Annotated in this window: 17 protein-coding genes and 2 pseudogenes; 8 read left to right on the top strand and 11 right to left on the bottom strand. The window is 73.9% G+C overall.

Translation table 11 applies throughout. The features are described 5' to 3' along the window. Nucleotides 1–101 precede the first annotated feature (101 nt). The 4 genes from ABZ948_RS13220 to ABZ948_RS13235 all read right to left on the bottom strand — a co-directional run bounded on the left by ABZ948_RS13220 (nt 102) and on the right by ABZ948_RS13235 (nt 3,862). Nucleotides 102–866 carry a metallophosphoesterase family protein gene (locus ABZ948_RS13220; RefSeq protein WP_359759013.1) on the bottom strand — a complete coding sequence of 255 codons (765 nt, stop codon included), beginning with the start codon at nt 864–866 and terminating at the stop codon, nt 102–104. Continuing rightward, nucleotides 863–1,150: a BON domain-containing protein gene (locus tag ABZ948_RS13225; protein ID WP_359759014.1), complete on the bottom strand. Its 288-nt coding sequence runs from the start codon at nt 1,148–1,150 to the stop codon at nt 863–865. Before ABZ948_RS13225 ends, ABZ948_RS13220 begins: the two co-directional genes overlap by 4 nt. Before the next feature lie 10 nt (nt 1,151–1,160). Continuing rightward, nucleotides 1,161–1,841 carry a nucleotidyltransferase family protein gene (locus ABZ948_RS13230; RefSeq protein ID WP_359759015.1) on the bottom strand — a complete coding sequence of 227 codons (681 nt, stop codon included), beginning with the start codon at nt 1,839–1,841 and terminating at the stop codon, nt 1,161–1,163. A 134-nt stretch (nt 1,842–1,975) separates the two neighbouring features. Then, nucleotides 1,976–3,862 (bottom strand): protein-arginine deiminase family protein, encoded by a 1,887-nt coding sequence (locus ABZ948_RS13235; protein WP_359759016.1) that lies wholly within the window; start codon nt 3,860–3,862, stop codon nt 1,976–1,978. A gap of 221 nt (nt 3,863–4,083) precedes the next feature. Between ABZ948_RS13235 and ABZ948_RS13240 the strand changes: the two genes are divergently transcribed. From ABZ948_RS13240 to ABZ948_RS13250, 3 genes are all read left to right on the top strand, one after another. After that, a complete protein-coding gene (locus ABZ948_RS13240) occupies nt 4,084–4,293 on the top strand; it encodes a hypothetical protein (RefSeq protein ID WP_359759017.1) in 210 nt (69 codons plus the stop codon). A 120-nt stretch (nt 4,294–4,413) separates the two neighbouring features. Continuing rightward, nucleotides 4,414–4,986, top strand: a complete 573-nt coding sequence (locus ABZ948_RS13245) for a hypothetical protein (RefSeq protein ID WP_359759185.1) — start codon at nt 4,414–4,416, stop codon at nt 4,984–4,986. A gap of 17 nt (nt 4,987–5,003) precedes the next feature. Continuing rightward, nucleotides 5,004–9,335, top strand: a complete 4,332-nt coding sequence (locus tag ABZ948_RS13250) for a cation-translocating P-type ATPase (RefSeq protein WP_359759018.1) — start codon at nt 5,004–5,006, stop codon at nt 9,333–9,335. 105 nt (nt 9,336–9,440) lie between these two features. Here ABZ948_RS13250 and ABZ948_RS13255 read toward each other — a convergent pair whose 3' ends face one another. Further along, on the bottom strand, nt 9,441–9,890 hold the full coding sequence (locus ABZ948_RS13255; RefSeq protein ID WP_359759019.1) for an SRPBCC family protein: 450 nt from the start codon (nt 9,888–9,890) through the stop codon (nt 9,441–9,443). Nucleotides 9,891–10,040: 150 nt separating this feature from the next. Here ABZ948_RS13255 and ABZ948_RS13260 point away from each other — a divergent pair, with 150 nt between their 5' ends. From ABZ948_RS13260 to ABZ948_RS13270, 3 genes are all read left to right on the top strand, one after another. Continuing rightward, a complete protein-coding gene (locus ABZ948_RS13260) occupies nt 10,041–10,481 on the top strand; it encodes a phage holin family protein (protein ID WP_359759020.1) in 441 nt (146 codons plus the stop codon). After that, nucleotides 10,478–10,963 carry a DUF3618 domain-containing protein gene (locus ABZ948_RS13265; RefSeq protein ID WP_359759021.1) on the top strand — a complete coding sequence of 162 codons (486 nt, stop codon included), beginning with the start codon at nt 10,478–10,480 and terminating at the stop codon, nt 10,961–10,963. The genes ABZ948_RS13260 and ABZ948_RS13265 overlap by 4 nt, the downstream gene beginning before the upstream one ends. An 84-nt stretch (nt 10,964–11,047) precedes the next feature. Further along, nucleotides 11,048–11,500: a flavodoxin family protein gene (locus ABZ948_RS13270; protein WP_359759022.1), complete on the top strand. Its 453-nt coding sequence runs from the start codon at nt 11,048–11,050 to the stop codon at nt 11,498–11,500. A gap of 3 nt (nt 11,501–11,503) precedes the next feature. Here the strand turns inward: ABZ948_RS13270 and ABZ948_RS13275 are convergent, their stop codons facing one another. Both ABZ948_RS13275 and ABZ948_RS13280 read right to left on the bottom strand, forming a co-directional pair. Then, nucleotides 11,504–12,604, bottom strand: coding sequence for a YihY/virulence factor BrkB family protein (locus tag ABZ948_RS13275; RefSeq protein WP_359759023.1), 1,101 nt, complete (start codon nt 12,602–12,604; stop codon nt 11,504–11,506). Nucleotides 12,605–12,665: 61 nt separating this feature from the next. After that, nucleotides 12,666–13,205: an MmcQ/YjbR family DNA-binding protein gene (locus tag ABZ948_RS13280; protein ID WP_359759024.1), complete on the bottom strand. Its 540-nt coding sequence runs from the start codon at nt 13,203–13,205 to the stop codon at nt 12,666–12,668. A gap of 75 nt (nt 13,206–13,280) precedes the next feature. Here ABZ948_RS13280 and ABZ948_RS13285 point away from each other — a divergent pair, with 75 nt between their 5' ends. Further along, nucleotides 13,281–13,913 carry a GNAT family N-acetyltransferase gene (locus tag ABZ948_RS13285; protein WP_359759025.1) on the top strand — a complete coding sequence of 211 codons (633 nt, stop codon included), beginning with the start codon at nt 13,281–13,283 and terminating at the stop codon, nt 13,911–13,913. Nucleotides 13,914–13,965: 52 nt separating this feature from the next. After that, a pseudogene (locus ABZ948_RS13290) lies at nt 13,966–14,417 on the top strand (lytic polysaccharide monooxygenase); the annotation flags it as partial. Here ABZ948_RS13290 and ABZ948_RS13295 read toward each other — a convergent pair. The 4 genes and pseudogenes from ABZ948_RS13295 to ABZ948_RS13310 form a co-directional block, all read right to left on the bottom strand. Further along, a complete protein-coding gene (locus ABZ948_RS13295; protein WP_435857488.1) occupies nt 14,396–14,602 on the bottom strand; it encodes an nSTAND1 domain-containing NTPase in 207 nt (68 codons plus the stop codon). The pseudogene ABZ948_RS13290 and the gene ABZ948_RS13295 sit on opposite strands and share 22 nt — an antisense overlap. A gap of 64 nt (nt 14,603–14,666) precedes the next feature. After that, nucleotides 14,667–15,533: pseudogene (locus ABZ948_RS13300) on the bottom strand (arylamine N-acetyltransferase family protein). 255 nt (nt 15,534–15,788) lie between these two features. Beyond that, nucleotides 15,789–16,214, bottom strand: coding sequence for a PPOX class F420-dependent oxidoreductase (locus ABZ948_RS13305; RefSeq protein WP_359759026.1), 426 nt, complete (start codon nt 16,212–16,214; stop codon nt 15,789–15,791). A gap of 148 nt (nt 16,215–16,362) precedes the next feature. After that, complete coding sequence (locus tag ABZ948_RS13310) at nt 16,363–17,694, bottom strand: MFS transporter (RefSeq protein WP_359759027.1); 1,332 nt, start codon at nt 17,692–17,694, stop codon at nt 16,363–16,365. Nucleotides 17,695–17,713: the final 19 nt, after the last annotated feature.

Here is a 17,713-nt window from a genome sequence, read left to right on the forward strand (position 1 = left end):
GGTTACACCGCGGGGGGGGGGGGGGGGGGCGGGGGGGGGGGGGGGGCCCCACCAACCCCGCCGCCGGCCAACCGCGGGCGGCGGCAGGGGAACGGGTCGGTCTAACCGGCTTGTTGTGCTCCGGCGCCGCTCGTGGCGGGCTCCCGGACCGGCAGGTGGTACACGTGGAAGGCCCGCCCGATCACCGGCTGGGCGACGTTGCGCACCCGCACGCCGCCGCTCGTCATGCCGTGCTCGGTGCCGGCGTGCGCGTGCCCGTGCACCGCGAGGTCGGCCCCGGCCGTGTCGATCGCCTCGGCCAGCAGGTAGCTGCCCAGGAACGGGTAGATCTCCAGCGGCTCGCCCGCCAGCGTGTCCGCCACGGGGGAGTAGTGGGTCAGGGCGATCCGCGCGTCGCAGCCCTCCTCGCCGAGCCGCTCCAGGGCGGTCCGCAGGGCGTCGGCGCTGCGGCGCGAGTACCGGACGAACTCCTTCATGACCGGCTCGCCGAACTCCCCGGCGCAGCGGCCGACGAATCCGCCGCCGAACCCCTTGGTGCCGGCCACGCCGATCCGCGCCCCGCCGCTCTCCACGACCGTCCCCTGCCCCTCCAGGACATGGGCGCCGGCGTCCCGCAGGATGGCCGACACCTCGTCCGGCCGGTCGTCGTGATGGTCGTGGTTGCCCAGGACGGCGACCACGGGGACGCCGAGGTCCCGGACCTCCCGGGCCACCACCCGCATCTCCTCGGGCGTGCCGTGCCGGGTGAGGTCCCCGGCCAGCAGCAGGAGGTCGGCGCATTCGGGCAGGGTCTCGAAGGCGGGGCGGAGCACGCCCTGGCTGTCGGGCCCCATGTGGATGTCTCCGACGGCTGCGATGCGGATCATGCGAGCTCCTCCGCGTGGTCGGGGGAGGACGCCTCGGTGACGACGAGGTCGCTGTGCACCGGGACTCCGGCGAACTCCTCCTCGACGGTGCGCAGGATCTCGTCGCGGCAGGGCGCCGAGGGCACGGTGCCGGTGAGCAGCACCGACTGCCCGCGGGCCTCGACCCGGACGCCCAGTTCCCCCAGCTCGCCCGAGGCGAGGCGGTCCTGGAGGTGGGCGATGCGGTAGTCCAGGTTCTCGGCCGGCGTCCCGCCGCCCGTGTCCTTCGAACCGTGGGTGCTCATGGGTGCTCCTTCAGATGACGTTCAGGCGCTCCAGGAGAAAGAAGAAGGCCGCGGGCATGGGCGCGTCCCCGCACTCGCGCCGCACCCGCTCCCAGTCGACCTTCTCCCGGAGGGCACGCGCGATGGGCAGGGCCGCCCCGAAGTCGCAGTGGTGCTCGGAGAACGCGGCGATCAGGCTCCACAGCAGGTCGGTCGGGGCCAGTACGGGCATCCGCACCGAGTCGACCGACAGCTCCTCCGCCCGCTCCAGCATGTCCGCGCCGACCGGCCGGTGCGCCAGCTCGAAGATGATGTCGACCGGCTGGCCGAAACACGTGGCCTTGATCAGCCAGTCCTCCGGCGGGGTGTAGACCGTCAGCCCCGCCTCGCGGAGCGTGGCCGCGACCGCGTCCGCGTCCTCGGGCCGGATGGCGAAGTCGACGTCGTGCTGGAGGTTCTTCTCACCGCCGTGGGCGTACGCGGCCACGCTCCCGGCCAGTGCGAAGAGGTGCCCCTTCCGCTTCAGCAGGGCACCGACCTGCTTGGCCGCCTCCAGGATCGCCTGGTTGCGGTCCAGGGGCAGCTCCTGCGGCGGCTCGTCGGCCTGTGCGTCCTGGGGTGGCGCGGGCTCGGGCGACTGCGGCGCCGCCGGCCGGAGGTCGGGGACACCCGGTCGCCGGACGAGCGTCACGTCATCACCGTTCTGCGTCATGACCACTCCATTCGCCCAACCGGACACCGCGCTGCCGTGCGGTGCCCGGACCCGTGACGGCCTGCGTTGCCTGCTCTGAGTACCCGGCGCGCCCGCGCCGACACGGAAGGCTTCCGAAGAGCGCCGGAGCCAGGTCACCGGCCCGGGCCGGTGCTCCACCAGGGCGCGTCCCCGGAGGTGTCCCGCAGGGCGTTCGTCGCGCAGTGCACCTCCCCGCCCGCCAGGTGCGACCAGGCGAAGTTCTCCACCCAGTGCACCCGGACCCCGCCTGCGGCCAGGGCCTCCTCGGTGGCGGCGCGGAACAGGTCGCGGCCCCGCACCCTCGGCCCGTGCGGATCGGGCGCCGCGTAGTCCCGCGCCGTCAGGGACAGGCCGTTGGCGATGCTGGGGGAGTAGGCGACGGCACCCTCGGGTGTGCCCGGGGCGACGGAGGTCATCGCGTACAGGACGGGCAGGCGGACCAGGTCGTCGCGGGACAGGCCCGTCTCCCGCAGCAGCACCGCGATCTGGTCGTCGATGCGCCGGGCCGCCTCCTCGTTGCCGGCGAGGAAGTCCTCGTCCGCCAGCAGGGCGTCGACCGTGGGCGTGCGCCCGGCGGACGTGTCGGCGAACATCCGCTGCCCGCCCTCCCCGGCGTTCCGCGCCTGCCGCAGCAGTTCCACGGCCCGGCGGGGGTCGGCGACCGCGAGCGTCCAGCCGCGCCCGGTGCCGGCGCGCACGACGTGGACCGTCTCGTCGACGTGGCCGACCAGCAGCCACGAGGTGTCGACGGTGATCGACGGCTGCCTGCCCTGCGCCTCGATCATCCGCACGAACGCCGGGTCGGGCGCCCGGTGCGGGGCCGAGCCGTAGAGGACCCGCCCGTGCGGGTGTCCCTCGTACGGCGGTACCGACTCGAAGTTGCCGGTAAAGTTCTGCAGGTCGATGCCGCTCGGCCCGCGCCCGGGCGTGAACTGCTGCACCACCCCGACATCGGGCCCCCGGAAGTCGCGGAAGAGCAGCCGGGCCGACCTGCTCAGCGTGGCCTCGCCGCCCTCGGGCGGCGCCCACAGCACCGGCGCCCGCAGCAGCACCCGCATGCGGTGCGCCCCGCCACCGGGCGCCGGGACGCTCGCCACGGCCGGCTCGACCATGTCCTGCCGCCAGATGTCCCGCCACCACTGCTCCGTACCGGCCGTGAAGGTCACGTCCCGCCGGGACAGCCCCGCGGCCCCGGCCGCCCGCACCAGCGAGGAGGCGAACGGCCGCCACTCCCGCGGCCGGTACGCCTCACCCACGCTCCACGGCCCCGGCGGGACACCGCGTCCCGGGCCCGGCCGGGCCGCGAAGACCCGCTCGGCGCGCTGCAGGTCGTGCTGGAACAGCACGGGCGCCACCTTCAGCCGCACCCGGTCGAAGGCGGTGCGCCCCCGGTCGGTCACCGTGAGGGTGACGGTGACCTCGCCGTCCCAGCGCCGCGGGTCGCGGACGATGTCCCTGCCCTCCAGGGCCAGTTCGGCACCGGCCCGCAGCTCCCGGGCCGTGAGCGGCCCGCGCAGCACCCGCAGCGCCCCGTCACGCCGGACGAACAGCCGCACGTACGGCGCCTGCGCCGCCGCCACCTCCACCCGCCCCGAGGCGCCCTCGCCGACCCGCGAGGGCGGGATCCGCAACGGGGCGAGATCCGCCTCGTCCCGCACCCCGTTGACCCGCTCGTCCGCCGCGTCGTGGCAGGCCGCCAGCCGCTCGTCCACCGCCGGGTCGATCCGGTCCAGGTCACCGGGGCGCATCCGGCAGCGCCGCGAGTCGTCGTCGACGTTGGCGAGGAAGACCGCACCGCGTCCCGGGCGCCACGCCTCCTCGCCCGCCTCGTCGGACGTCCCCGCGACGTCCACGCGGCCGTCCTGGTTCACGTCGGCGCGCACGTCCGCGACCGGCGCCGGTCGCTGTGCGGCCGCCGTCGTTCCCGTCGCGGCGACCAACAGGGCCACGGCGGCGACGGCGGTGCGGCGCGGCAGGCGCGCCCTGGGCGTTTCGGACATGACGAGTCTCCTCGGGCAGACGAGGGGCCGGTACGGGAGGACGTCCGCGGACCATGCTCGCCCGCCGCCGGGCGCCGCACATCGTGCTGTACGCCGAGGCGACGACTACATCGATCGATCTACCGGAGCACCCGGACCCTCCTCCCGGGTGGCGGCCCCCGCCCGCCCTGGCGACGCTGATACGGCACCCACGCCCGGACCGCACCATCCGAGGAGCCCCCATGCGCAAGCTGCCGTACGCCCTGCTCACCGCCCTGGTCCTGGCGGCGCCGGCCGTCCCCGCCCACGCCGCGGCCCGCCCCGCGGACGTCACCGCGAGCCAGTGCATCGCGGGCGGCGGCATGATCATCATCTCCGCCGTGGGCAACGGATCGCCGTCGTACACCAAGCGCTGCCAGGGCGGGATCCACGACGGTCAGACGGTCGTGTGACCCCCCGCGAACCTGCCTCGGCCGAACAAGACAAGCGCTCGCTCCACCGAAGGCGGAATATGGGGCAAGGAGCTGGGAAACCGGTTGAAGCCGCTGGACAACGCGCTCGTGGAGGTCGACATGAACCAGGAACCGTCACGTTCGTCCGATCTTCCGCAGCCGTTGCGGGCGGTGGCCTCGGGCCTGAAGCACCTGCCCGGGGCGGAACAGGTCGGCAAGGTCGCCGGAGACGCCCTGGACCGGATCGGCGCGGTCTCGCCGCGCGGCCGCCGGATGGCCGTCTACGCCGGTGCCGGTGTGCTCGGCGTGGCCGGGGTCGTGGAGTGGCCGGTGGCGCTGACCGGCGCCGCCGTCGCCTGGCTGACCCAGCCGCGGCCCGGACAGCGGCCCGACGGCGCGTCGGAGAACGGCGGGACGCAGACCGGCACCACCGGTGAGCGCCCCTCCGCCCAGGACCGGCCGGACCGGCAGGACACCTCCGCGTACGGCCCCGGCGACCGGCTCGCCGCGTCCCACTACCGGCACGACCGACCCGAACACCACGTCCACGACCAACCCGCCAAGGTCGGCGACACCGCCACCGCCTCCGCACTGAAGCAGGTCGCCGAGGCCACCGCGCATCACGGCACCCACGAGGAGACGGACCGGGAGCACGCCCACCGGCACGGACACGACAGCCACCCCACCGGCTGAGTCGGGAACACCAGCAGATGCTCACACGCTTCGACGTCGCCCCGCTCGTCGGGGCCGTTGCCGGGGCGGCCGCAGGCGCCGCCCGCAGCACCGCCCAGGGAGTGACGTCCGTCTACGACACCACGCGCCGCGTCCGCAACGTCGCGCGCAACGCCCTGACGGGAGGACAGCACTGGACGGCGGGCCAACGCCTCCACCTCGCCCTGCGGCACGCCGACGGCGACGCCGGCGCCCTCGCCCGGAAGGTGGCCGCGGACCTGATCGACCACCCGGACGTGCTGACCGCGTACTGGGACGGGGGACTCTCCCGCCTGGTGATCACCGTCGTGGAGGACGCCGCCACCGACCGCGTCACCGAGCGCGCCACCGCGCTCGCCGCCCGCCTCGGCCTGACCGAGGGAGCCGATCCGGTCGCCGAGGAGGCCACCCACCCCGGCGACCCCCGCGAGGTGCGCGTCGCCGCGGGAGCGATCCTGCTCGACGCCGCGGGCGCGGCCGGAGCCCTGGCCGGCCGCTCGCTGCGCCTGCCCCCCACCTCACGCATCGTCACCGCCACCGTCACCCTGCTGCGGGAGAACCCCCGCTTCCGGGCCCTGCTCCGGCAGCGGTTCGGCAAGTCCGGCATGGAACTCGTCCTCGCCGCCGTCAACGCCGCCGCGCACGGCGCGGGCCAGTCACCGCTGGCCCTGGTGCTCGACGGCCTGCTGCGCGGCAGCCAGCTCACCGAAGCCGTGGCCCGCGCCGCGGCCTTCGAGGCGCTGCACGACGACGTCTGCCGCGAACGGCGCACCAGCGTGCCGTGCCCGCCGGGCACCCGCCCGCCCCTCAAGGTGACACCCGCCCAGGAGTACGCCTCCCACGCCAGCACCGGCAGCCTCGCCGGCGCCGCCGCCACCCTCCTCGTCACCCACAGCGCGCGGGAGGCGGCCGAAGCGGTCCTCGCCGGATCCCCGAAGGCGGCCCGGTACGGACCGGCCGCCTTCAGCGCGACCCTCGGCACCTTCCTCGCCCGGGCCGGCATCCTCGTGCGCAGCGGGGAGCGCCTGCGGCAGCTGGAGATCGCCGACGCCCTCGTCCTGCACGCCGACGCCCTGCGCAGCCTGCGGCAGGGCAGCGACGACTCCGACGGCCTGCCCGACGACCCGGTCCACCCCTTCGCCGAGGCCGTCCTCGACGCCGCCCGCAGGGCAGGACTGCACGTCGTCATCGCCGGCGGCTCCGACCTGAAGGACATCACCCGCCTCGCCGACGAGGTCGCCCCGAGCGCGAAGCCCTTCTCGGACGTCGTACGGGCCCTGCAGGACAGCGGGCACGTGGTGGTCACCGTCGCCCGCCTGGACGAGTCCGGCGACGGGCACGTGGGCGCCGGGCTGCCCGCCGGTGACGTGGCCGTCGCCCTCACCGACGGCCGGGCGGCCGTCCCCTGGGGCGCCGACGCGCTGGCACCGGGCGGACTCGCCGACGTCTGGCGACTGCTGACGGCGATCCCGGCCGCCCGGCGCGTCGGACGCCGCTCCCAGACCCTCGCCCGCGCGGGCGCCGCCCTGTCGGGCCTCCTGGTCGCCCGCGGCGGACAGCCCCCGGGCCGGCACCTCCTGTGGCCCCTCACCCGGCACGCCCCCGTCAACATCGCCGCCGCGAACGCCCTGCTCGCCGGCTGGCTCGAAGCCACCCGGGTCGCCCGGGCCACCCCGCCCCCGCCCCGGCTGCACATCCCCTGGCACGCCCTGGAACCCGACGAGGCCCGCGCCCGGCTGGGACGTACCGGCCCCGACGGAGAGCCCCGCGGACTCGCCCTGCTCGCCGACCGCTCACGCCGCCGGATCGCCCGGGTGGGCCGCCATCCCGCCGCCGCACCGGCACGCTGGACGTGGCAGGCCGCCGGCGCCGTCCGCCGCGAACTCGACGACCCGCTCACCCCGGTCCTCGCCACCGGCGCCGTCGCCTCGGCGCTGCTCGGCTCGCTCGTCGACGCGCTGCTCGTCGTCGGCGCCATGGACCTCAACGCCGTGACGGGCGGGCTCCAGCGGCTGCGCGCCGAACAGGCCCTGGCCCGGCTGGCAGCCCGCCAGCAGCCCAAGGCCCGCAGGCAGGACAGCCGCAAACGCACGGTCACCGTCGACGCCGCCCGGCTGCGGCCCGGCGACGAGATCAGCCTCGACGCCGGCGACGTCGTACCCGCCGACGCCCGGCTGCTGGACGTCGACGGCCTGGAGGTCGACGAGTCCGCCCTCACCGGCGAGTCGCTGCCGGTGACCAAGGCCGTCGAGGCGACGCCCGGCGCGCCCGTGGCCCAGCGCGCCTGCATGGTGTTCGAGGGCACCACCGTCGTGGCCGGGCGGGCCACCGCACTCGTCGTCGACACCGGCGACCAGACCGAGGCGGGCCGCGCCGTCACCCTCGCCGCCCGCACCCCGCCGCCCGCCGGCGTCCAGGCCCGGCTGCAGGAACTCACCCGCAAGGCCCTGCCCGTGACGTTCACCGGCGGCGCGGCCGTGACCGGGCTCTCCCTGCTGCGCGGCAGCCCCGTGCGACGCGCCGTCAGCGGCGGTGTCGCGGTCGCCGTCGCCGCCGTCCCCGAGGGACTCCCGCTCGTCGCGACGGTCGCGCAGATGGCGGCCGCCCGCCGGCTGTCCCGGCGCGGCGTCCTGGTCCGCACCCCGCGCACCCTGGAGGCGCTCGGGCGGGTCGACACCGTCTGCTTCGACAAGACCGGCACCCTCACCGAGAACAAGCTGCGCCTGGTCCGCGTCGCCACCTCCGACGGCACCGTCCTGGCCACCGACACCGAACAGGCCGAGCCGATCGTGCGCCTGGCCGCGCGCGCCTGCCCCCAGGAGGAGACCGGGCAGGGACGCCGCGTCGCCCACGCCACCGACGAGGCCGTCCTCGACGTCGCCCCGCCCGACCAGGGCTGGACACCGACCGGCGAGCTGCCCTTCGAGACCCGGCGGGGCTACGCCGCGGCGGTCGGCCGCGACGGCGACCCCGACTTCGGTGAGCTCCTCGTCGTCAAGGGCGCCCCCGAGACGATCCTGCCCGCCTGCCGGGACCTGCCCGCGCACGCCACCGACACCGCCCACGAGCTGGCCGCGCAGGGACTGCGCGTCCTCGCCGTCGCCCGGCGACCCTGCCGGGCCGACGCCGCCGAGAGCGAACTCGACGCACCGCTCGCCGACCTGGAGTTCAGCGGTTTCGTCGCGCTCGCGGACGTGCCCCGCGAGACCTCGCACGCCCTGCTCGTCGAACTGCGCCGCTCCGGCATCCTGCCCGTCATGCTCACCGGCGACCACCCGGAGACCGCCCGCGCCATCGCCCTGCAACTGGGCTGGCCGGAGGAGACCGAGGTGGTCACCGGTGACGAGCTGGTCGCCATGGAACGCGGCGAACGCGTCCGGGCCCTGCGCGGCGCGGGCGTCGTGGCCCGGGTCGCCCCCGAGCAGAAGCTGCACGTCGTGGAGGCCCTGCAGCAGGCCGGGCGGGTCGTGGCGATGGCCGGCGACGGCGCCAACGACGCCGCCGCCATCCGCGCCGCCGACGTCGGGGTCGGCATCGAGTCCCGCGGCTCCGCCGCCGCCCGCAACGCCGCCGACCTGGTGCTGACCACCGGCGACCTGTCCGTCCTGGTCGACGCGGTCGTCGAGGGCCGCGCCCTGTGGCGCAGCGTCGCCGACGCCGTGAGCATCCTCATCGGCGGCAACGCCGGCGAGGTCGGCTTCAGCGTCCTCGGCACCCTGCTGGCCGGCGCCTCGCCCCTGTCGACCCGTCAGCTGCTGCTGGTCAACCTGCTCACGGACATGTTCCCGGCCATGGCGGTGGCCGTCACACCGAGCGACGACCCCTCGACGGCGGAGCACGCCGCGACCGGCCCGATGGGCCTGAACGTCCTCGGCGCGCCCCTGCTGCGCTCCATCCGCCGCCGCGGCATCACCACCTGCCTCGGCGCGGTCACGGCGTACCTCATCGGCCGCCTCACGCCCGGCACCGAACGCCGGTCCACCACCATGGCCCTGTGCGGCGTGGTCGGCGCCCAGCTGGTGCAGACCCTCTCCGGGCGGCGCCACAGCCCCCTGGTGTGGGTCACGGCCCTCGGCTCGGCCGCCGTCCTGGCCGCGCTGGTGCAGACCCCCGGCGTCAGCCACTTCTTCGGCTGCACCCCGCTGGGCCCCGTGGCCTGGGCCGGAGTCGCGGCGGCCATCGCCCTGTCGGCGCTGGCACCGCGCCTGGAACGCCTCCAGGCCGTCCACAGCCTCTACGCCGGCGCGGCCGAGCTCGCCCTGCGCCTGAACGACCTGGTCCGGCAGGCCCGGCAGCTGCTGCGCAGCGGCGTCGCCGCCCCCGTGGCCTGACGCACCGGCACAGAGGCACCGGCACAGACGGACCGGCACAGAGGCACCGGCACAGCGGAAGGCCGCCACCACTGCAGGTGGTGGCGGCCTTCCGTCGCCGTGCGGTCAGACCTCGCCGCGCCAGGCCCCCGTCTCCGTGCCCCGGGCCTCCATGTACTCCTTGAAGCGCCGCAGGTCACCGGAGACCTGCCGCTTCACGAACCCGAGCTTGTCGCCCACGGTCTCGGCCACGCCACCGGGGTCGAAGTCCATCTGCAGCATGACCTTGGTGGTGTCGTCCTGGATGCGGTGGAAGGTCACCACACCGGCCTGCCGGGCCTCGCCTCCCACGGTGGTCCAGGCGACGCGCTCGTCGGGGATCTGCTCGGTGATCTCCGCGTCGAACTCCCGCTCCTGGCCGCCGACCTTCGTCACCCAGTGCGTCAGCGTGTCGGTGCGCTGCTCGATGCGCTCGACGCCGTCCATGAACCGGGGGAAGGTCTCGAACTGGGTCCACTGGTTGTAGGCGGTGTGCACCGGCACGCGGACCTCGATGGATTCCTCTACCTGTGACAAGGCGGTACCTCCCTTTCTCGTAGGTGGGCGACGGACGGGTACCAGGTCTCGCGCCGGCCACGCATCGTCACCACGACTTGTCCGACCAGGTGTCCTTCCCGCCCGCACCGGGGTACCCGGCCCGCATCGACGGACCGGGAGGTGATCGTCATGGCGGACACGGACCGCACGGCCACCGCCGCTCGCGCGGGGGCCGCGCCGACGGCGGGCGACGAACCCGTGGGCGAGCTGGTGCAGCGCGCCACGGAACAGCTCTCCGAGCTGGTACGGGGCGAAATGCGCCTCGCCCGGGCGGAGATGACCGAGAAGGGCAAACGCTTCGGCAAGGGCGGCGGCCTGTTCGGCGGCGCCGGGGTGCTGGGCTTCGTCACGCTCCAGGCCCTCGCGGCCACGGCGATCGCCGCCCTGGCCGTACCGCTGCCGGTCTGGGCGGCGGCGCTGATCGTCACGGGCGTCCTCGCCGTCGCCACGGGCCTGACGGCGCTGGCCGGCCGCAAGCAGGTGCGCAGCGCCACCCCGCCCGCCCCGCAACGGACCATCGACAGCGTGAAGGCCGATGTGGCCGAGATCAAGGAGAGTGCTCAACGATGACCCAGCCCCCGCACGACGAGCCCACGGCTCGCAGCCAGGAGGAACTGCGCGACCAGGTCGAGCGCACCCGCCACGAACTGGGGGACACCGTCCAGCAGCTGGCGGACCGGGCCGATATGAAGACCCGCGCCCGCGAGAAGGCGCTGGCGGTCAGGGAACAGGCCGAGACCAAGGCACACGCCTGGCGCGGCCAGGCCCGGACCAGGGCCGCGCACGTCGCGCACGCCGTGGAGGAGAAGCTGCCCGACCCGGTGAAGCAGAAGGGCACCGCCGCCGCGCACGAGGCCAGGGAGAAGGCCGCGCATGTCGCGCACGCCGTGGAGGAGAGGCTGCCCGATCCGGTGAAGCAGAGGGCCGCACAGGCCGAGCAGGTCTGGCGGGACAAGGCCCCGCAGCCGGTGCGCGACCACCGGGCCGCCCTGCTGGCGGGCGCCGGAGCCGTGCTCGTGGCCTGGCTGCTCATCCGCCGCGGCCGCACCTGAGCGACACCGGCCCCGGCACCTGAGCGACACCGGCCCCCGTCTCCGCTTGCGGCGACGGGGGCCCAGGCGGCAAGGTCGGGTGCCGTGGCCACCTTGCTGATCGTCCATCACACGCCCTCGCCCAACTGCCAGGCGCTGTTCGAGGCCGTCGTCTCCGGCGCCACGGACCCCGAGATCGAGAACGTCCGCGTCGTACGCGTACCCGCGCTGTCCGCCACCGCCTCCGACGTGCTCGCCGCCGACGGCTACCTCCTCGGCACCCCCGCGAACCTCGGCTACATGTCGGGCGCCCTCAAGCACTTCTTCGACCAGGTCTACTACCCGTGCCTGGACGCGACCCGCGGCCGGCCCTTCGGCTACTGGGTGCACGGCGGCAACGACGTCACCGGAGCGGTCCGCGGGGTCGAGTCGATCACCACGGGCCTCGGCTGGCGCCGCGCCGCCGAGGCCGTGACGGTCACCGGCGAGCCGGACAAGGGCGACGTCGAGCGGTGCTGGGAACTGGGCGCGACGGTCGCCGCCGGGCTCATGGGCTGAGCGTCAGGTCTCCTCCAGCCGGCGCCGGTCCTGCTCGTCCCACGTGGTGGTGTCACGCGGCTGGGTGTACGGCTCGGCCTCCGGCGGATGACCACCGGCGATGGCCCGCTGCCGCACCGTCTCCGCGTCGAACTCCAGACCCAGCAGGATCGCCAGGTTGGTGATCCACAGCCAGATCAGGAACACGATGACCCCGGCCATCGTCCCGTAGGTCTTGTTGTACGAGGCGAAGTTCGCCACGTAGACCGCGAAGCCGGCGGAGGCGATCAGCCAGATCAGCAGGGCCAGCGCACTGCCCGGGGTGATCCAGCGGAACCCCTTCACCTTGGCGTTCGGGGCCGCCCAGTACAGGAGCGCGATCATGACCGTGACCAGCACGACCAGGACGGGCCATTTCGCGATCGACCACACCGTCAGCGCCGTGTCGCCGAGCCCGAGCGCCGTTCCCAGCCGCTGGGCCAGCGGGCCCGTGAAGACCACGATCAGCGCGCTGATCACGGCCAGCACCATCAGCGCGACCGTCACGCCCACCCGCACCGGCAGCAGCTTCCACACCGGCCGGCCCTCGGGCATGTCGTAGACGGCGTTGGCGGAGCGGATGAACGCCGCCACGTAGCCGGAGGCCGACCACACCGCCAGGACCAGGCCGACGATCGCCATCAGCGAGCCGACACCGGCATTGCCCTGCAACTGCTCGACGGCCCGGGTGATGATGTCGCGGACCGGGCCGGGGGCCAGTTGCTGCACGTTGTCGAGCACCTTGTCCGTGGTCGACCGGCCGGTGAGGCCCAGCAGCGACACGAGCGCCAGCAGTGCCGGGAACAGCGCCAGCACCCCGTAGTAGGTCAGCGCCGCCGCCCGGTCGGTCAGCTCGTCGTCCTTGAACTCCCGCAGGCTCCCCTTCAGCACCGCGCCCCAGGACTTCCGGGGCAGCTCGCTCGGCGTGTCCGGCGCCGCGCGCTCCACCTCGGGGCCCGGCCCGGGCTTCGCCGGAGCCGGGGGAGGGGGAGAAGCGGAGGAGCCCCGAGGCGGAGCGGAGGTCTGAGGCGGAGCGTCGTCCGCGTGGTGGTGTTCTTTTCGTCCCGGAATATGCAGCTTCACCATGTGAGCCGGGTAACCCCTGGCCGTCCCCTTAAGCCGCGCTCGACGGGGGAGTCGCCAGGGGTCACTGCCGCAGGTCGAGTCCTCGTTCCCGCAGCGCCTCCGACACCACCCGTACGGCCTCCGGCCCGACCCCGTGCAGTGCGAGGAGTTCCCCCGCGGAGCGCTCCGCCACCTGCTCCAGCGTGGTCAGGCCCGCGCCGAAGAGGGCCCGGGTGGCGGGCCTGCCGATCCCGGCGGGCAGGTCACCGCCGGGCCGGTCGGCCGCCGCCTCCGCCGCGGCGAGGGACGCGGCGAGCCGCTGCGGGGCGCGACGGAACCAGGACGCCCGCACCAGGGCGTTCAGGCTCTTGCCGGCGACGTCCGCGAGCGGCACGCGGAACCCGATCGGCGTCCCCCTGTGCAGCAGACGCTCACCGGTGGGGTGAGCGGCCGGCGCCGCCTCCGTCTCTTCCGGGGGCAGGTGCAGCCACACCAAGCCGTCCTCGGTCAGCGAGGCGAACGCTTTGCCCCGCACGGAGAACGATTCCGTCCCGGAGTGCGTGCCCTCCTGGGTCTCCGGCAGGGCGAGCGCGGCCTCGCGCAGCCGCTTCACGGTGGTCATGGCCGGAGTCTCGCACAACGGCCGCCCCGCGGCAGGAAGTTGAGGGAGCGCTCCCACTACGGGCACGATGCCGCCATGACCGAGCCCTTCGCCATCCGCCGCTACCGGCCCGAGGACCGGCCGGCCCTCGACGACATCTGCGTCCGCACCGCGCACCAAGGCCAGGACAGCCGCCCCCACTACGCCGACCCGGGGGTCTTCCCGGTGACCTTCGCGGCCCCCTACGTCCACCTGGAGCCCGACCTGGCCTTCGTGCTGGACGACGGCGAGGGGCGGGCGGTCGGCTACATCCTGGGGGCGGCCGACACGCCGCGCTTCGCCGAGTCCTTCCGCACGGCCTGGCTCCCCCTGGTCGCCGGCCGCTACCCGGAACCGGCCGGGCCGCCGCGGACCCCGGACGAGGCGATCGCGCACCTGCTGCACCACCCCGAGCGGATGGTGGTCCCCGAGGTGGCCGCGTACCCCGCCCATCTGCACATCGACCTGCTGCCCGAGTGGCAGGGCCGCGGCTGGGGGCGCCGCCTGATGCGGACGTTCCTCGCGGCCCTCCAGGACCAGGGCGTACCGGCCGTCCACCTGGCGATGGTGACCGCCAACACGCGGGCCAGGGCCTTCTACGACCGCATGGGCTTCCACGAGATCGACGTCCCCGGGGACGGTTCGGTCGCCTACCTGGGGCGCACCACGAAGGAACTGGACCGGCTCTGACGGGCCACCGGCCGTCGCACACCGACGGGCCACCGCCCGTCGAACGGAGCGAATGCGCCACGGGGTGCGGAAGTGGCGCAATCGCGCGTTGCCGACCCTGCTCAGCCTGATCCCGTGGAGCGGCACCGCCGTCGCCCACGGTTCGGTCGTCGACCCGGCCTCGCGCAACCACGGCTGCTGGCTGCGCTGGGGGAACGACTTCCAGAACCCGGCGATGGCCCAGCAGGACCCGATGTGCCGGCAGGCCTGGCAGGACGACCCCAACGCCATGCGGAACTGGAACGGCCTGTACCGCAACGGTTCCGGCGGCAACTTCACCGTGAAGCTGCACGACCAGGCCAGTCACGGCGCCGACTACTTCCTGGTCTACGTCACGCGGCAGGGCTTCAACCCCGCCACCCAGCCGCTGACCTGGAACGACCTCCGGCTCGTCGCCCGCACCGGCAAGTCACGATCTGGCAGGCGTCGCACATGGACCAGACCTACTTCCTGTGCAGTGACGTGACCGCCGCCAGGGTCAGCAACCGGCCACGGCGACGGCGCCAGGTCTCCAGCAGGGAGAGCATGGGCAGTGCGCCCGGCTGGTCGACGACCTCGTCGATGACTGCGGCGGTGAGAGCCCGCTCCACGTTCAGGCCGGCGGAGGCGGCCGGGCCGGTGCTCGCCTCGCGCAGCTCGTTCCGGCTCATCGGTCCGAGTCAAGGAGGAAGAGCCTTGGCAGCAAAGACCGGCGTCTGTCGTGTCGCCGGCTTCTCAGGCGCTCAGGCGGGATGCGAGCCACTCGTCGTGGGTGCGTCGCACTGAGGTCCACAGAGCTGCCATGGCTTCTTCAGGCACGTCGTCGAAGGACAGGTCGAATTCACTCTCGAGCACGTCCACCCACTCGGGAAGGGACTCACACGTGTGCTCTGTGACGTCACGACCGTTGGCGTGCGTGAGGACGCATCCGCGCATAAGTGTCACTCCCTCCGCGTGGCGTCGCTGCGCGGTGACGACCTTCGCGTACCCCGACTCAGGTGAGGTCGCGTTGAAGTGGTGCCGTTTGGCGAAGACGTTCATCTCGACAGGCTGGTCGACGAGGAGCACCCCTGTGAACCAGCCCGAGGGGTCATGGGTCAGACGCCAGTCTCCCAGGCCTTCAGGCTCGACGGCTTCCATCCCGAACCGCATCGGCCCCTGTGCATAAGCGCCTTGGACGAGCGGCACGGGGTCGTACAGGGCGTCGCCCAGGCCGACATCGACCCACTAGCGACCGCTCGGGTTCGTGTCGGACGGAAGGCCTTCGGCGATGATCGTGGTGTGGTTGAGCAGCGTGTCCTTGTCCGGTCCGGACTCCAGGTAGACGCCGGCCACGTTGAGACTGACCTGGTATCCGAGTTCCGTGAGCAGCGTGTGGAACGCGCCGTTGAGCTGGAAGCAGTAGCCCCCGCGTCGGGTGGTGGCGATCCTGTGCGCGCACTCGACCGGGTCGATGCCCCACCCTTGCGCGAGGTGTATCCAGAACGTGTCATACGGGACCCGCTCGACGTGTGCGCGATGCAGACGGGCCAACGCCTCGGCCGACGGCGGCTCAGCCTCGACACCGAGGCGCTTCAGGTACAGGGTTGCGGTGGAGTTCATGAGGACCTCTTCATCTGATTCGGAGCCACGCGGAAAACCGCGTCGGCGGCGAGGGTGGACAGCCACGGCGAGTCGGACTCGCCGAAGCCGCGGAGCCGGTTGGCGCGCCGTCCCATCGGGGCGTCGTGGCTGACGGCCTGACGGGAACCTCTTCGGGATCCGGCGGGGGCGGTACCGCGGGTGTGGGGGTGATGGTGGGACGGTGCCCTCCACGGGTGCCCGTGCGGGGTGGCGTGGGCAGCGCCGCGGTGTTGGTCAGTCGGTGACGCCGCCGTAGGCGATGACCTTGGTGGGGCGCAGGCGGACGACGAGCTCGCCGGGGACGGCGTTGCGCTTGCCGAATTCCTGGGCCCGGTCCTGGCCCATGTACCGGGCGCCGGCCTGGAAGGCGACGTCGTACAGTTCGGCGGGGTCGTCGCTGAGCGTTACGTCGCCACGGACCTCGACATAGGCGAACGGCGGGGCGTCTTCGGCCACGCACATCGACGCCCGGGGGTCGCGCCGCAGGTTGCGGACCTTGGCCGTGCGCCCGCCGGTGGTGAACAGGAAGTCCTGGCCGTCGAAGACGTACCAGACGGGGCTGATGTTCGGGAGGCCGTCGGCCCCGACGGTTGCGAACCGTCCGGTGCCCGTGCTGCGGGCGACGAAGGCGTGCCATTCCTCGGTCGGCATGTTGTGCATGGGTGGTCCCTTTCTGTGATTGGTCACGGCGTCAGCTGGCCCTGGCCGACACGTCGGTCCTCGGCCGTCGCCGAACGCGTCGTCCGCCGCGCGGTACGTACGGACTGCCGGGGAGACAGAAGACCGAGCCGAGCCGGCCAGGACGAGTTCAGCGGGGCTGTGGCTGGGGAGTGCGTCCCCGGGGCCGGATCGGGCGCGCGGCCGGTGCGGTTTCCGGCAGACCGCGCAGGACGGGCACGACGGCGAGCGCGATGGCGGCGACCAGGGCGCCGGGGACGAGGGCCCAGCCGGTGGAGTCGACCAGGGCCTGGGAGGCGTACGGGGTGAGGCCGCCGAAGATCGCGGTGGCGGCGGTGGCGCCCAGGGCGAGGCCACTGAGGCGCTGGGCGACGGGAAACTGTTCGGCGATCGCGGAGCACGCGACCGCGCTGATGCCGCCCGCGATGCAGGCCAGGACGATCGCGCCGGTCAGTGCGGCGGCGAAGCTGCCCTGCGTCATCAGGCCGAACATGGCCAGCGGCAGGGTCACCGACAGGGCGCCGAAGAGCACAAGCGCCGGGCGGCGTCCGACCCGGTCGGACAGCGCGCCCGCGAGCGGGGTGACGACGATGATGGCGACAACCGCGATCGTGGAGAGCCACAGGGAGTCCGACTCGCTGAACCCGCTGACCGCACCGAGGTAGGTGGGGACGTAACTGATACCGACGTAGTAAGTCACCGAGCCGAGCGCCGATATCGCGAACGTGCGATATATGGCGGGGCGCTGGGTGCGCAGAGTGGCGATCAACGGGCCCGCGCCCTTGGGGCCGGTCGGCGACTGCTGGTGCTGCTCGAAGGCCGGGGATTCACGCATGGTGGAGCGGGCGATCAGCACGGCACCGGCGAGCAGCGCGCCGAACAAGAAGGGGATGCGCCAGCCCCAGGTGTCCATGTCGGAGGCGGGGACGAGGGTGACGGTGAGAGCGGGGACCGCGGCGGCGAGCAGGGCGCCGATCTGGCTGGCGGCCGAGGCCAGGGAGGCGATCAGGCCGCGGCGCTGGAGGGCTGCGCCTTCGACCAGGTAGGCGGTGACGCCGGTGTATTCACCGCCGACGGCGAAGCCCATGACGCAGCGCAGCAGCAACAGGAGTGCGCCTGCGGTGGCGCCGATCGCCTCCTGGGTGGGGAGCAGGGAGGTGGCCAGCATCGCGGCCGTCATCACGGCCATCGAGCCGAGCATTACCGTGCGCCGGCCGACCCGGTCACCGATGTGGCCGAAGACCATCGCGCCGATGGGACGCATCAGGTAGGCGATGGCGAAGACGGCGAGCGTGGCCAGGAGCGAGGTGGAGCCGGAGCCGAAGAACACCCGGGATAGCACGGTGGTCATGTACAGGTACAGGGTGAAGTCGTACCACTCGACCACGGTGGACAGGGCCGCGACCACGATCGAGGACCGGGGCAGGACGGCTGTTTTGCCGGTCGGGGCGGGGGGTTGCATGTTCTGCCTTACAGATAGC

This window comes from Streptomyces olindensis (genome assembly GCF_040645895.1).
Lineage (GTDB): Bacteria > Actinomycetota > Actinomycetes > Streptomycetales > Streptomycetaceae > Streptomyces > Streptomyces olindensis.